The sequence below is a fragment of the Pseudoprimorskyibacter insulae genome (assembly GCF_900302505.1).
GTDB classification, from domain to species: Bacteria; Pseudomonadota; Alphaproteobacteria; order Rhodobacterales; family Rhodobacteraceae; genus Pseudoprimorskyibacter; species Pseudoprimorskyibacter insulae.
Genome location: NZ_OMOJ01000005.1, coordinates 1 through 13,070 on the forward strand (window position 1 = coordinate 1; position 13,070 = coordinate 13,070).

17 protein-coding genes, 1 tRNA gene and 1 pseudogene are annotated in these 13,070 nt (G+C 57.6%); 5 read left to right on the plus strand and 14 right to left on the minus strand.

Annotated elements, in window-relative coordinates; all coding sequences use genetic code 11:
* Window positions 1-116 precede the first annotated feature (116 nt).
* Complete coding sequence (locus tag PRI8871_RS12240; protein WP_181389458.1) at window positions 117-1,436, plus strand: type IV secretory system conjugative DNA transfer family protein; 1,320 nt, start codon at window positions 117-119, stop codon at window positions 1,434-1,436.
* 51 nt (window positions 1,437-1,487) lie between these two features.
* Here PRI8871_RS12240 and PRI8871_RS12245 read toward each other — a convergent pair whose 3' ends face one another.
* A complete protein-coding gene (locus PRI8871_RS12245) occupies window positions 1,488-1,787 on the minus strand; it encodes a type II toxin-antitoxin system RelE/ParE family toxin (RefSeq protein WP_108886527.1) in 300 nt (99 codons plus the stop codon).
* On the minus strand, window positions 1,777-2,028 hold the full coding sequence (locus PRI8871_RS12250; protein WP_108886528.1) for a type II toxin-antitoxin system ParD family antitoxin: 252 nt from the start codon (window positions 2,026-2,028) through the stop codon (window positions 1,777-1,779). Before PRI8871_RS12250 ends, PRI8871_RS12245 begins: the two co-directional genes overlap by 11 nt.
* Window positions 2,029-2,238: 210 nt before the next feature.
* On the opposite strand from PRI8871_RS12250, the gene PRI8871_RS12255 reads away from it, so the two are divergent.
* The 4 genes and pseudogenes from PRI8871_RS12255 to PRI8871_RS20215 form a co-directional block, all read left to right on the plus strand.
* Window positions 2,239-2,439, plus strand: a complete 201-nt coding sequence (locus PRI8871_RS12255) for a hypothetical protein (protein ID WP_108886529.1) — start codon at window positions 2,239-2,241, stop codon at window positions 2,437-2,439.
* Window positions 2,440-2,453: 14 nt separating this feature from the next.
* Complete coding sequence (locus tag PRI8871_RS12260; protein WP_108886530.1) at window positions 2,454-2,714, plus strand: hypothetical protein; 261 nt, start codon at window positions 2,454-2,456, stop codon at window positions 2,712-2,714.
* Between the two features lie 164 nt (window positions 2,715-2,878).
* Complete coding sequence (locus tag PRI8871_RS12265) at window positions 2,879-3,235, plus strand: hypothetical protein (protein ID WP_108886531.1); 357 nt, start codon at window positions 2,879-2,881, stop codon at window positions 3,233-3,235.
* Window positions 3,232-4,194 (plus strand): annotated as a pseudogene (locus PRI8871_RS20215) (recombinase family protein); the annotation flags it as partial. The gene PRI8871_RS12265 and the pseudogene PRI8871_RS20215, both read left to right, overlap by 4 nt.
* Here the strand turns inward: PRI8871_RS20215 and PRI8871_RS12280 are convergent.
* The 12 genes from PRI8871_RS12280 to sufB all read right to left on the minus strand — a co-directional run bounded on the left by PRI8871_RS12280 (window position 4,099) and on the right by sufB (window position 13,052).
* A complete protein-coding gene (locus tag PRI8871_RS12280) occupies window positions 4,099-4,524 on the minus strand; it encodes a hypothetical protein (RefSeq protein ID WP_146188682.1) in 426 nt (141 codons plus the stop codon). The pseudogene PRI8871_RS20215 and the gene PRI8871_RS12280 overlap by 96 nt on opposite strands.
* Before the next feature lie 223 nt (window positions 4,525-4,747).
* Window positions 4,748-4,824, minus strand: a tRNA-Arg gene (locus tag PRI8871_RS12285).
* Window positions 4,825-4,878: 54 nt separating this feature from the next.
* Window positions 4,879-6,099, minus strand: a complete 1,221-nt coding sequence (locus tag PRI8871_RS12290; protein WP_108886534.1) for a cysteine desulfurase — start codon at window positions 6,097-6,099, stop codon at window positions 4,879-4,881.
* Window positions 6,100-6,116: 17 nt separating this feature from the next.
* Window positions 6,117-6,677: a YIP1 family protein gene (locus PRI8871_RS12295; protein WP_181389459.1), complete on the minus strand. Its 561-nt coding sequence runs from the start codon at window positions 6,675-6,677 to the stop codon at window positions 6,117-6,119.
* Window positions 6,674-7,165 (minus strand): YIP1 family protein, encoded by a 492-nt coding sequence (locus PRI8871_RS12300; RefSeq protein WP_108886536.1) that lies wholly within the window; start codon window positions 7,163-7,165, stop codon window positions 6,674-6,676. Before PRI8871_RS12300 ends, PRI8871_RS12295 begins: the two co-directional genes overlap by 4 nt.
* A gap of 1 nt (window position 7,166) precedes the next feature.
* Window positions 7,167-8,444, minus strand: a complete 1,278-nt coding sequence (locus tag PRI8871_RS12305; RefSeq protein ID WP_108886537.1) for a SufB/SufD family protein — start codon at window positions 8,442-8,444, stop codon at window positions 7,167-7,169.
* Window positions 8,444-9,199, minus strand: coding sequence for a Fe-S cluster assembly ATPase SufC (gene sufC, locus PRI8871_RS12310; RefSeq protein WP_108886538.1), 756 nt, complete (start codon window positions 9,197-9,199; stop codon window positions 8,444-8,446). Before sufC ends, PRI8871_RS12305 begins: the two co-directional genes overlap by 1 nt.
* A gap of 39 nt (window positions 9,200-9,238) precedes the next feature.
* Window positions 9,239-10,042 (minus strand): FkbM family methyltransferase, encoded by an 804-nt coding sequence (locus tag PRI8871_RS12315; RefSeq protein WP_108886539.1) that lies wholly within the window; start codon window positions 10,040-10,042, stop codon window positions 9,239-9,241.
* 3 nt (window positions 10,043-10,045) lie between these two features.
* Window positions 10,046-10,360: a heavy metal-binding domain-containing protein gene (locus tag PRI8871_RS12320; protein ID WP_108886540.1), complete on the minus strand. Its 315-nt coding sequence runs from the start codon at window positions 10,358-10,360 to the stop codon at window positions 10,046-10,048.
* 31 nt (window positions 10,361-10,391) lie between these two features.
* The gene (locus PRI8871_RS12325; protein WP_108886541.1) at window positions 10,392-10,592 is read right to left on the minus strand and encodes a hypothetical protein; all 201 of its coding nucleotides are present in this window, start codon (window positions 10,590-10,592) and stop codon (window positions 10,392-10,394) included.
* A 31-nt stretch (window positions 10,593-10,623) separates the two neighbouring features.
* Entirely contained in the window at window positions 10,624-11,511 is an 888-nt protein-coding gene (locus PRI8871_RS12330; RefSeq protein ID WP_108886542.1) for an FkbM family methyltransferase, read from the minus strand.
* A gap of 17 nt (window positions 11,512-11,528) precedes the next feature.
* Window positions 11,529-13,052: a Fe-S cluster assembly protein SufB gene (gene sufB / locus PRI8871_RS12335; protein WP_108886543.1), complete on the minus strand. Its 1,524-nt coding sequence runs from the start codon at window positions 13,050-13,052 to the stop codon at window positions 11,529-11,531.
* Window positions 13,053-13,070 lie beyond the last annotated feature (18 nt).

Genomic DNA, 13,070 nt, shown 5'->3' on the forward strand with positions numbered 1-13,070 from the left:
CGCAATCGCCCGCCCCGCTGCGCGAAATGAAAGCTCCGCGCGTCGGGCGATTGCTCAACCTGCGCCGATCGGCGTAAACACCAACCGGACTCCGGTCGCGGCTGGATGAAAGTTCAGTGGCAGGTCAGGATGACAAATACTGCATTTATTGGAATCCTCTCGGCCTGCATGGCTTGCCGCAGCACCGTATCAACCCCGTTGATTACATCCGCAAAGATAGCCCGTCCTTGGTCTCGGACGTCAAAGTGCTGTGTCAAAATTTGGTGGTGGCAAGCGGGTCGGCACAGGGTGTGTATTTCGAAGGCCGCGCACAAGAAATACTCGAGGGCGTCATTCTTAACTTGGTCGAACAAAAAGGCGTGTTAACCCTGCCTGACCTCTATCATGTGGTGAATTTGATCCCCGGAGGCGGCGAAAACTGGTTGGATTTTGGCTTTGAGATGTCTGAAAGCCAGTTCCCCATTGCCCGCCGTGTTGAGGAAGAAATCGCGACCTCCCGTGAAAACGGCGCGAATAGCTTTCAAAGCATCATGGGAGAAATCTACCGCGCCTTAGCGCCGCTCTCCGATCCAATTTTGCTTCAATCCGTAAGTCCACCTTTTGATTTTTCCATGGCTGAGCTTTGCGCCAATGACCGCAAATACCAACTCTATTTGATGCCTCCGGCGGAAATGGTCATGCCGTGGGCGGGCATTGTGAAATCGTTTTTTGTGGCGGGTACGATTTGGAAATCCCGCGCGCCGCATGCGCCACGGCAAACATGGATTATGGATGAATGTGGGCAGTTGGGAAAATTCCCGATGATCCCAAAGCTCTATACTTACGGCGCAGGCATTGGCATCCAGCCCTTCGCGGTGTTTCAAAACTCCAAACAAATGAACGGGTTAACCGAAAATGGCGCGGAGCTGATCGCCTCTAGCGCGGCCTTGTCGCTGTATTACGCTGTGCGTGACCTTCCCTCGGCAGAGCAGCTTTCACGTATGCTCGGGGCGGAAACCCTTGAGTATAATGACAGCCTGCAACAATCCCGCGCGGAACTGGCCAAATCGCAAGCGGCGCAAGCTTTTATCTCCGGCGGTGATCCGTTTGCGGCTGTACTGAACTACCGTCACCACAAGCAAGCTGCGGCGCACCGCAGCCAACAACGCCGCATGGTGCGAAACCCCGATGAGATCATTCAAACGCCGCCGGACAAAGGCTATGCCTTTGTCGATGGGCTGTCGCATCCGCTCGAATATGACCGCAGGCCGTATTATAATGAGCCGTGGATGGCGGGGCGCTTCTTCCCGAACCCGTATCATCCGCCCTGCGACGCCGTGCGGGTAAAATCCGGCTGGGGGCATCGCACGCTACGTGTTCGCGATGTCACGCCCCCCTCACACCTCATGCATTATCCGCAATACGCCCATGGGCGCATGCGGGTTTTGGAGAAGTAAACCTAGGATAAACCCGAAGCCGCGACCCCTCGGCTTCGGGCGCTTTAACGCTTATTCAACGGGGCTGTGTGTCCAGTTTTCGCGGTGATGACGTACGCGCAAGACAAAGACCGTTTTCCCATCTTCCAGAACCGAATAAACGATCATGTGTTTTTGCACGGGGTAAACCCGCACGGGCGGTGAGATTTCTTGGCGCAAACGCGCGATCTTGGGGTTTTGGGATAACGTATCAAAGGCCTTATCCAGCTGCGCTTTATAGCGCTCGGCTTGCGTCAGCCCATGCTCTTCAATGCCGTAGAGAAGTATCTCTAACAGATCATCCTCTGCCGCACTGGAAAATCTAATTGCCACCGTTCGTTTGCGCCCGTTCCTTTGCCATGGTCCAGATATCGTCCAGGTTCTTATCACTGACGCCGCTCGACAGCGCTTCGTCCACCAGCTTTTGCATCGCTGATATTTTAGACGCACGGTCTTGATCGTGGCGGATAAGATCACGGACATACTCGCTCGCATTGTCATAGCGGCCAGAGCTTGTCTGTGTTTCAACCCAGTCCTTCATCGGTTCGGGAAGGGATATGTTCATGCTTGCCATGTCAGCACCTCCTACCCCCTCAGAATGACACGAAATGGCAATGTCTGTCAAATTTCGTCATCGCATTGCTGTCGTTTTCGGCGCGTATCACCCGAACACTGCTGGTGGGCGTGGTAGGTCGAAATGGGGCTTTGCCCCTAAACCACAACATTTCAGCAAATGAGGTAAACCTTGTCCAGACAGCCAAAGAGAGGGCATGTCAAAGCGCCCGTGTCTGACCTTGAACGCGAGTGGCTCGAACAGTTTCGTGCCACGCCTGCTTATGAAACCCACCTTACGCCAACGGGCAGCATTGCCAAAGAAGTACGCCGTGACGTCGAAGATATCCGCGAAGCACGGATCAAACACATCACCAAACGACTCGACGCGCAAAAGACCCGCGCACGTGATGGTTTCAATCGCTCCCGCTAACAAAAGGAACTGATATGACAGACACGCCTAATCAAACACCCCGCAAGCCAGAAATGATCGCCTATCACGTCAAGGATCGTGGCGAAGAGAAAGACGCGGTTTGGAATCGTGTCGGTGCGGCTTGGCAGCACCGCGACGGCAAAGGTTTTGACATTCAGATGGATGCAACGCCCGTCGATGGTCGCCTTACCTTGCGCGAACAAAAACGCGAAGAATATCACGAACAGCGCAAGGCCGCGCCGACGCGCGAGCAGGAACAAAGCCGCACACGATAGTATGATTGCGCGCTGCGCGGCGCTCACAGCCCCCGCAGCGCGCACCCTTTGCATTTGTGAATTTATTCCTTGTGACAAATTCCAGAATTGTGGTATGTTCCCCATTCGTTCTTATCAAAACGAAAGGAGAACACCCACCCACAGCACAACAAAAGGAGATCAACATGGTTCAAGCTGATGGCCAAAATAACGGGCGCTACAAATCTCTCACCCTTGATGTCGAGCGCTATCAGGCCATGCTCGATGCGCCGGATTTGAGCGATGCGCAAAGGCGCGAATTGATCGAAACGCTGTGGCAGGTGGTGGTGGGGTTCATTGATCTGAACGTCGAAATCCGCACCACGGATGAAGGCGTTGGTGAAAGCTGTGGAAAACTGCCCAAACTCTCGCCATCCGCCACATGCGATGCGCCGCCTGTGGTAAAATCAAGCATTCCTTTGATGAAGAGCGGTTTTGCCGAAGCGTCCAGCAACGCGGCAAACGCGCCAGTTGAGCTAACAACTAAACAGGAGGCCTCATGAGTAAAAACACCATCACCAAAGCCGTCATTTATACCCGCGTTTCCGGTGCAAAACAGGTGCGCGAAGGCGATGGCCTTGCCTCTCAGGAAACCCGTTGCCGCGAATATTGCACCTATAAGGATTATGACGTCGTTGAGGTTTTCTCCGACGATATGTCCGGCAAGTTTGAGCGCCGCCCTGCGATGGATCGCATGCTTGCCTTCTTACGGCTCAACCCCAAAGGCAGCCACGCTGTTATCATCGACGATATCAGCCGCTTTGCCCGCAACGTGCAGGCGCATATCAAGCTGCGTGAGACCTTGGCGGAGGCTGGCGGTATCTTGGAAAGCCCCTCCATCGAGTTTGGCGAGGATAGCGACTCCCGCCTTGTCGAGCACATGCTGGCATCCGTCGCGCAGCATCAACGCGAAAAAAACGCCGAGCAAACCTCAAACCGCATGAAGGGGCGGATGATGAACGGTTACGCCGTGTTCTCCGCACCCTTGGGCTATGCGTATAAAAAGACCAAGACGCATGGTAAGCTCCTCACCCGCGACGAACCCGTCGCCTCAATCATCCAAGAAGGACTAGAAAGCTACGCCGCAGGCCGCATCACAACGCAGGCCGAATTGCGTCGCTTCTTTGAGGCGCAGCCCGCCTTCCCGAAATGTCTACCCAACGGCAAAATCCGCCAGCAACGGGTGAGCGATTTGCTCAAGCGCGTCATCTACGCGGGGTACATTCAGCATGACCCATGGGGCGTTTCGCGCCGCAAAGGCCATCATGAGCCGATTATCTCGCTTGAAACCTTCGAGCGCATTCAAGCCCGCAAAAACGCCCGCTCCGTCGCACCCAAGCGCGCGGATATTCATGAGGATTTCCCGCTACGCGGGGCGGTTGCCTGCGGCTGCTGTGACAAGCCTATGACCTCCTGTTGGTCGCGCAGTGGCACTGGCAAGCTTTATCCTTACTTCTTCTGCAATAACCGTGAATGTGACGCCTACCGCAAAAACATCCGCGCCGAAAAAATCGACGCAGGATTTGAGGGCATTTTGCGCGCCCTGACACCAAGCCGCCAATTGCTCACCATCGCGATTGAGATGCTTAAAGATGCGTTCGGGCAGAAGGCGGGGCAAGTTGCCCATGTGCAAGCCGAGCTGAAACGCCAGATCAATACCTTGGACAAACAACAAGACGCGGTGCTGACTCGCTTGGTCGAAACTACCAACGGCAAAGTTGCCGCAGCGCTCGAAACCAAAATCGCCCAACTGGAAGATAGAAAGCTTCTGACACAGGAAAAACTGGCGCAAACCGCTAAACCCCACGAAGCCAAGCCTCAGGAATTCGAACTTTTGCGTAGTTTCCTGTCAAACCCTTGGGAAATCTACAAAAACGGCACACTCGCCATGAAGAAAACCGTCCTAAAACTCGCCTTTACAGCACCATTAAGCTTCGACCGAAATACAGGCTTTCGAACTCCGCAAACATCTGTAATCTTTGACTTTTTAGACAATCTCACTGCAAAATGTGTAATGGTGCACCCGACAGGATTCGAACCTGTGACCCCTGCCTTCGGAGGGCAGTACTCTATCCAGCTGAGCTACGGGTGCCTGCGCATCGCTATAGGCTATTGGGCACGGGGCCGCAATGCTGAAAACTCAGGATTAGCCGAACAACTCGTTCGCCAATTCCAGCGCCTCGACCAATTTGTCGACCTCTTCCAAAGTGTTGTAAAGCCCGAAGGACGCGCGGCAGGTGGCCGTCACGCCCAGATGGTCCATCAACGGTCCGGCACAGTGATGCCCTGCCCGCACGGCCACGCCCTTTTTATCAAGAATCGTCGAGATGTCATGCGCATGGGCCATCCCGTTTAGGGTAAAGCTAAAGATCGCCGCTTTGCCCGGCGCCGTGCCTTGCATGTGCAGCCAATTCAGACCGCTCAGACGCTCCATCGCGTAGGCCGCGAGTTTTTCCTCATGCGCGGCGACATTTTCCATGCCCAGCTGCATCAGGTAGTCCAGCGCCACGCCAAGACCAATGGTCTGAACGATTCCCGGTGTTCCCGCCTCAAACTTCATCGGCGGATCGTTATAGGTGACCGTGTCTTTGGACACTTCACGGATCATATCGCCGCCGCCCATGAAGGGGCGCATTTCGGCCAATCGTTCCTTGCGCACCCAGATCGCGCCCGAGCCAGACGGGCCATACAGCTTATGCCCGGTGATCGGATAGAAATCGCAGCCCAAGGCCTGCACATCAACGGGCGCGTGCACCGCGCCTTGCGAGCCATCGACCAGCACCGGCACGCCCTTTTCCCGCGCCGCCTTGCAGATCGTCTGCACATCGACCTTGGTGCCCAGCACGTTGGACAGATGCGTAATCGCCACCAGCTTGGTTTTCGGCCCGATCGCGTCAATTACCTTTTGCGCATCAAGCGCCCCGGTCACATCGCAATCGACCCATTTCAGCACCACGCCCTGACGTTCACGCAAGAAGTGCCACGGCACGATATTGGCGTGATGCTCCATCACGCTGAGGACGATCTCATCGCCCGCCTGCATCCGCGGCATGGCCCAGCTATAGGCCACCATATTGATGCCTTCGGTGGTGCCGGAATTGAGGATAATCTCATCCTCATCGGCGGCATTCAGGAACTTGGCGATGACGCCCCGGACGCTTTCGTACTTTTCAGTTGCAAGATTAGAAAGGTAGTGCAAGCCACGGTGAACGTTGGAATATTCTTCGGCATAGGCACGCGTGACCGCATCAATCACCACCTTGGGCTTTTGCGCCGATGCGCCGTTGTCCAGATAGACCAGCGGTTTGCCGTTCACCTCACGCGACAGGATGGGAAAATCGCGGCGGATTTCGGTCACATCATACATGTCTTAGCACTTCCAAGTTATTGAATACCGATCATCGGAACGACGACCATAAGGGCCACGGCCATGCCGATGAACCCCAAAAACACCACGCCAAGCGTCTTCAGAAGACTGCCAAAGGCATGGACCACATCCACCAAGTTCAGAAAGATCCAGATGCCCAGCAGGCTGGCGACAAAGGCGCCAATCAGGGCAAGTCCGGGGCTGATGAAGGCGACAATCAAAACCGCGATCTGAACCAAGATGCGCAGGGCTTGCATCCAAGTTAGCATCAACAGGATCTGGTCAAACCGTCCCTGCCCGCCCATCATCCGGCCGATCGATGCGATACAGGCCGCGAAGATCAGCACCATCAGCGCGAAGACCACCGCCATCACCCAAGGCGCAGCAAGCGGCCCGGCCAAAGCGGCCATCGGATCGCCCAGCAAGGTGATCCCGGTCAACAGCGTGTTCAGCACCACCACCAGCGCAAAGGCCAACAGAACTGTGTTGCGCGGCAATTGCAGACGGATCAGCCAATCGGCCACCGCACGGGGCGCCTGCACGGACTGGATCACGCGGGCTTGCATTGGAAGGGTCATGCTGCATCCTCCTGCCCGGAGGCCGCCCATAGGCCCGCGCCCCAGAACCACAGGAACACCGCCAACCAGACGACGCCGACCGCAGATTGCGCCGGTCCCGGCCCGATAAAGCCCGCGACCAACCCGTTCAGCAGAACCAGCGGCGACGAGGCCAGCAGCGCCCAGAACAGCACAAACCGCGCGCCATAGGACGACACCCCAACCTTCAACGCCCGCAGCACCAGATGGCAGACAAAGGCCACCGCATAGAGGACCAGTGGCAGGATCATCACCAATGCCAGCAACGACCCGCCAAGTAGCATGTCGAGTTCCTGCCCGCTCAGATGCGCCTCACGCGACAAGGCGGGCCAACGCGCAACAAAAAACACTACACAGGCTGCCATAACGATGGCCAAAGCGCGATCTTCGCGTTGCCCCATCGCCAGTAAGCGGCGGACCACCCGGCCCGGCCCGCGATAGGTCTGAACGATATCCGTCGTGACCGGCATCTTACCCCCGACGACGCGTCAGCCAGCCTTCGATCCGGCTAACGATTTCTTCTTGGATGGCTTCGTCTTCGATTTCCTGCACCGCTTCGGCAAGGAAGGCAATCGTCAGAAGGTCGGTTGCCTCATCGACAGGCACCCCGCGCGAGCGCAGATAGAACAGCCCTTCGTCATCAATCGCGCCGCTGGTGGACCCATGCGAACAGGCCACGTCATCGGCGTAGATCTCAAGCTCGGGCTTGGCCAAAAACTGGCTGTCATCATCAAGCAGAAGGCTCTGGGAAATCTGGTAGCCATCGGTCTTCTGCGCGCCCGGCTTCACGAGGATCTTGCCCTGGAAGACGCCGGTTGCGCCGTTGCGCAGCACCTTTTTGAACACCTGACGGCTCTCGCAGTTCAGCGCGTCATGGGTCACGAACACCGTGTCATCATGAAGGAAATCACCGTCGCCCATGCAGGCCCCGGCCACATGTGCCACCGCGTCATCGCCCGTCAGTTCGATCACGCATTCATTGCGCGTCAGCACGCCATTGGCGGTGAAAGTGAAAGACTTGAACACCGATTCCGCACCAAGACGAGCAAACATATGCGTTGCCGCACGGCGCTGATGGTCACGGCCCTGCGCCCGGATGTGGTGCAGCTTGCCGCCATCGGCAATGTCGGCCTCTAGGCATTTGTTGAACCGCGCAGCCGCCGGACCGTTTTCCAGCAACGTCAGTTCGGCACCGGCCTCAACCTTGACCACGTGATGCAGGATCGCGTCGGAATTGGTTGCGGCGTGTTTATAGGTGATGTGGATCGGCTTGGATGGCGTTTTCGTCACGCGGATCAGCAGACCATCGGTGGCAAAGGCCGTGTTCAGCGCCGCCAAGGGCCGCTCAACCGGGGTTTGGCCACGCGCTTCCAGAACACCGTAGACGTCCTTGGCCCAGTGGATATCCCCCGCATCGGCCAGCCGGTCGATGCTCACGCCTTCCAGCGCCAGATCGTCCGAGGCGTCGGCATCAAAGACACCATCCACAAATACGATCTTCACGCGGTCGAAATCGTTGAAAATCGGCGTTTCATTGGCGTCAAACACCTCAGCCACCGGGGCATCGACCTGCACCAGCGTGTCAGGCTGCGTGTATTTCCAATACTCATCCCGGCGCGACGGCAGGCCCGTGGCTTTTACCCGCGCAAGGGCATCTTCGCGGGCGCTGCGGCTCCAACCGCTGGCGGGCAGATCCAGCGCCGCCAGCCGCGCGTCTGTCGCGTCTTGCTTCAGCTTCGGCAGGGCCATTACGCGATCTCCGCCAGAATGTCGGCATAGCCGTTCTGTTCAACTTCGAGCGCCAGTTCCGGCCCGCCGGTTTTCACGATACGGCCCGCCGCCATGATGTGCACCACGTCGGGTTTGATGTGATCCAGCAGGCGCTGATAGTGGGTGATCACAAGGAAGGACCGGCCTTCGCTGCGCAGCGCGTTCACGCCTTCCGACACCAGCTTCATCGCATCGACGTCAAGACCCGAGTCCGTTTCATCAAGGATGCACATTTTCGGTTCCAGCATGGCCATTTGCAGGATCTCGTTGCGCTTCTTTTCGCCGCCCGAGAAGCCGACGTTCACCGGACGCTTCAGCATATCGGCGTCGATCTTCAGCGTCTTGGCCTTGGCGCGAACGACCTTCAGAAACTCTGCCGCGCTCATTTCTTCTTCGCCGCGGGCTTTGCGCTGTGCGTTCACAGCCGTCCGCAGGAAGGTCATGTTGCCCACGCCGGGAATTTCGACCGGGTATTGGAAGGCCAGAAACAGGCCAGCGGCCGCACGCTCTTCGGGGTCCAGATCCAGTAGATCTTCGCCATCGAGCGTCGCTTCGCCATCGGTGACCTCATAGCCATCGCGGCCCGACAGAACATAGGACAGGGTCGATTTGCCCGACCCGTTCGGACCCATGATCGCATGCACTTTGCCCGCTTCGACCGTCAGATCAACGCCTTTGAGGATCTGCTTGTCCTCTTCTTCAAGTTTCACATGCAGGTTCTTGATTTCCAGCATTATTTTCGTTCCTCTTTCGATTCCGGGCCTGCCGGTGATTTATCCGTCCCGATTGTCCTGATGGATCACCGGGTCGCCTTCGCCCACGCGATCCACCGCGCCAATCAGGAAATTCTTGTTGCTCACATAGCGTTGCACGACTTCCATCGCGCGGTAGTTGACGCTGGCCATGAAGGCATCGAATGCGTCATAGTTTTCTTGGTCCACCTCGACCAGCATATGCGGCTGGCAGCGCTGCAAGGTGGCGCGAAGCCCCTCAAGCACGCCGATCTCCATGCCTTCTACGTCGATCTTGATGAAATCCGGCGTCAAATCGGCCAAAGCCAGATCGCCAGTTGTCACCGGGATATCGCCAGTCCCCGCCAAGAGCCGCGCCGCGCCTAGGTTCGTTGCACGATCCTCAACCCCGAACCCATCGCCCGGCGCATCCGACAGGCCCCAGCCCAGATGATCAAACCGCACGGTTTGGTCCAGACCGTTCAGCACCATGTTGGCCATCAACAGACGATAGGCCAAGGGGTTCGGCTCAAACGGAACGACGCAGGCGGCGTTCAGGAACTTGGCCGCATAAAGGCTATGGTTCCCGACATTTGCGCCGATGTCGATGAAGGTGCCACCCACGGGCACGTATTTGCGAAGCAGCTCCAACTCGGCCGCCTCATAGAAGCGGCCATTGCGGTGATTGCGCTGAATCGGGTCGCGCTGTTTGTCCGTCGCGAAAAAGACCCGCGCCCCATGGATCATCGCCGCCGTCACTTTGACATTGTCAAAGCTGACAGGCGCACCGGCTATCAAAGCCTCGCGCACGGCGGTCAGATCAAATTCAGGGGCGGGTCTGGCCATTGGTTACGCCACCACCACAGCTGTGCCAGAGGCGCTGACCATCAGCATGCTTTCGCCCACGACCTCATAATCGAGATCAACGCCGATCACCGCATTCGCCCCAACAGCGGCGGCACGTTGTTCCAATTCGCGCAGCGCCGTATCACGCGCGTCTTGCAGCTTGCTTTCGTAAGCCCCCGACCGGCCACCGACAATATCGGTGATCCCGGCAAAGAAATCGCGGACGATATTCGCGCCCATGATCGCCTCGCCCACCACGATGCCGCGGTAATCGGTAACTGTCTTGCCTTCAATCTGTCCGGTCGTCGTCAGGATCATCGAATTTCCTTTCGCTTGGCTCCAAGGCATATCAGGCCCCGGCGGTGAAAAATTTGATGGCCATCATGACCAGAAGCGCAACGCCGCCCGCCGCGCTGGATGTCAGCAGGACCGAGTCGCCCAGTAGCCCTTCGCGCTTGCCTGAGCGTTTGCGCAGTGACAGGCCGATCAGACAGCCCAGAAACACGCCAATGGCCGCCCCGGCCGAACTCTGCACCAATTGTGCGATCATACTTGCCCCCATAGGCCTTTGAATAAAAACGTCATTCTGCCGCCTCCTGCATGCGCTTCAGCCGCGCAGGCAAGCGGTCAACATAGCCCGCCGCCAGATCCGGTCCGCCGCGATGGGCCAATTCGTCCAGACAGAGCAAGCACAGATCATGGCTGCCCAACACCAGCGACGCAATCAACGCCAGATGCGCCAATTGGCCATCCGACCACGCGGCGCGATCCTCAAGGCTGCGGATATAGACCGCGTCCCCGTCGATCAACTGGCTGCCAGCCGCCCGCACATTCAGACGGTCACGCTGAGAGTTGTTCAGAAATCGCGCCTTTTGCGACAGGAATTTGTGCAGCACAAAGCCCTGGCTGCGCAGTTCGGCGTCAAGCTCGCCCAAGCTCGGCTCGCCCTCATAAAGGCCGTAGAACCGCATCTCGACGATCACCGCCACCGCATTCGCCAGCTTGCCACGGGCGCCCGCGATCACATCGCGATCCGCGCCTTGCGTGTCCACCTGCAACAGATCAAGAGGCGGCACCTCGGCCACCTCATCCAGCGCATGAAGCGTCATGGCGATCTTGGTTTCGGTCCCCAAATGCCGCAGAAAATGCCCCAGATAGCCCAAGGCAGCCCGGCTGAGCGGATAGACCGACGACATCTCAGACGCTTTATAAGCATGGAACATCGCAGGCCCCGGCAGGCCGATGGCCTTATCCGAAACCGTCAACCAGTCCGGCCGCTGCGCGTTCAATGCCGCGCGGGCATCGTCATTGGGTTCAAACCCCCAGACCTGCGCCAAGCCAGCCTCAGCCAGCGGCAGGTACTTCGGCGCTTCAATCGGATTGGCCCCCACATCGGCAATCGCCATCGGGCGAAGCGGGCCAAGCCCCTCCGCCAGATATTGCGCGATATGCGAACCTTGGTCCGACATGCCTCAGCCTTTCCGGATCAGCCGACCGAGCCTTCGAGGGAAATCGCCACAAGCTGTTGCGCTTCCATCGCGAATTCCATCGGCAGTGCCTGAAGCACGTCCTTACAGAACCCGTTGACCACCAGCGCCACGGCCTCTTCTTCGTCCATGCCTCGCTGACGGCAATAGAACAGCTGATCGTCATCCACCTTGGATGTCGTCGCCTCATGCTCAACGCGGCTGCTGTTGTTCTTGACCTCGATATACGGAACGGTGTGCGCCCCGCATTTGTCACCGATCAGTAGGCTATCGCATTGCGTGTAGTTGCGGCTGTTCTTGGCTTTCGGGTGCATCGAAACCAACCCGCGATAGGTGTTCTGCGCCACACCCGCGCTGATGCCTTTCGACACGATGCGCGATTTGGTGTTCTTGCCCAGATGCACCATCTTGGTGCCCGTATCGGCCTGCTGGTGGTTGTTGGCGATGGCGATTGAATAGAACTCGCCCTGGCTTTCTTCACCGCGCAAGATGCACGACGGGTATTTCCACGTGACGGCCGATCCGGTTTCCACCTGCGTCCACATCACCTTGGACCGGTCGCCCCGGCAATCGGCGCGCTTGGTCACAAAGTTATAGATCCCGCCCTTGCCGTTCTCATCGCCCGGATACCAGTTCTGAACGGTCGAGTATTTCACCTCGGCGTCTTCCTCGATGATGATCTCGACCACAGCGGCATGAAGCTGCGCGGTGTCGCGCTTGGGGGCGGTACAGCCCTCAAGGTAGCTCACATAGCTGCCCTTGTCGGCGATGATCAGCGTGCGCTCAAACTGGCCTGTGTTTTCCGCGTTAATACGGAAATAGGTCGACAGCTCCATCGGGCAACGCACGCCCGGCGGCACATAAACGAAGGACCCGTCCGAGAAGACGGCGCTGTTCAGCGTGGCATAGAAGTTGTCCGAGACCGGAACCACCGAGCCAAGGTATTTCTTCACCAGCTCGGGATGTTCGCGGATCGCCTCAGAGATCGAGCAGAAAATCACGCCCGCCTTCTTCAACTCCGCCTGAAAGGTCGTGCCGACAGAGACCGAGTCAAACACCGCATCCACAGCAACCTTGCGGCCTTCAGCCGGCATGTTTTCCGCGCCTTCAACTCCTGCAAGGATCATCTGTTCCTTCAGCGGAATGCCCAGTTTTTCATAGGTGGCCAACAGCTTGGGATCGACCTCATCCAAGGATTTCGGCTTTTCCTGCATGCTTTTGGGACGCGCATAGTAATAGACGTCCTGAAAGTCGATCTCAGGATAGTTGACCATCGCCCATTTCGGCTCTTCCTTCTGGGTCCAGCGCTCAAACGCGGCCAAACGCCATTCGGTCATCCATTCCGGTTCGTCGTTCTTTTCGCTGATCAAACGCACGATATCGGGGTTCACGCCCTTGGGCGCGTATTCCATCTCAATATCGGTATTCCAGCCGTATTTATAGGCTCCGCCAACTTCACGCACCGCATCAACGGTTTCCTGATCGACGCCTTCCTTGACGGTTTCGGTATCCAAAGCAGCCATCTGAGCCCTCTCTGCCAT

Coding starts and splice junctions, on each gene's coding strand:
- PRI8871_RS12250 (WP_108886528.1), bottom strand. CDS start 2,028: ATGGCAAGCATGAACATATCCCTTCCCGAACCGATGAAGGACTGGGTT.
- PRI8871_RS12260 (WP_108886530.1), top strand. CDS start 2,454: ATGACAGACACGCCTAATCAAACACCCCGCAAGCCAGAAATGATCGCC.
- PRI8871_RS12265 (WP_108886531.1), top strand. CDS start 2,879: ATGGTTCAAGCTGATGGCCAAAATAACGGGCGCTACAAATCTCTCACC.
- PRI8871_RS12290 (WP_108886534.1), bottom strand. CDS start 6,099: ATGTATGATGTGACCGAAATCCGCCGCGATTTTCCCATCCTGTCGCGT.
- PRI8871_RS12295 (WP_181389459.1), bottom strand. CDS start 6,677: ATGACCCTTCCAATGCAAGCCCGCGTGATCCAGTCCGTGCAGGCGCCC.
- PRI8871_RS12300 (WP_108886536.1), bottom strand. CDS start 7,165: ATGCCGGTCACGACGGATATCGTTCAGACCTATCGCGGGCCGGGCCGG.
- PRI8871_RS12305 (WP_108886537.1), bottom strand. CDS start 8,444: ATGGCCCTGCCGAAGCTGAAGCAAGACGCGACAGACGCGCGGCTGGCG.
- sufC (WP_108886538.1), bottom strand. CDS start 9,199: ATGCTGGAAATCAAGAACCTGCATGTGAAACTTGAAGAAGAGGACAAG.
- PRI8871_RS12315 (WP_108886539.1), bottom strand. CDS start 10,042: ATGGCCAGACCCGCCCCTGAATTTGATCTGACCGCCGTGCGCGAGGCT.
- PRI8871_RS12320 (WP_108886540.1), bottom strand. CDS start 10,360: ATGATCCTGACGACGACCGGACAGATTGAAGGCAAGACAGTTACCGAT.
- PRI8871_RS12325 (WP_108886541.1), bottom strand. CDS start 10,592: ATGATCGCACAATTGGTGCAGAGTTCGGCCGGGGCGGCCATTGGCGTG.
- PRI8871_RS12330 (WP_108886542.1), bottom strand. CDS start 11,511: ATGTCGGACCAAGGTTCGCATATCGCGCAATATCTGGCGGAGGGGCTT.
- sufB (WP_108886543.1), bottom strand. CDS start 13,052: ATGGCTGCTTTGGATACCGAAACCGTCAAGGAAGGCGTCGATCAGGAA.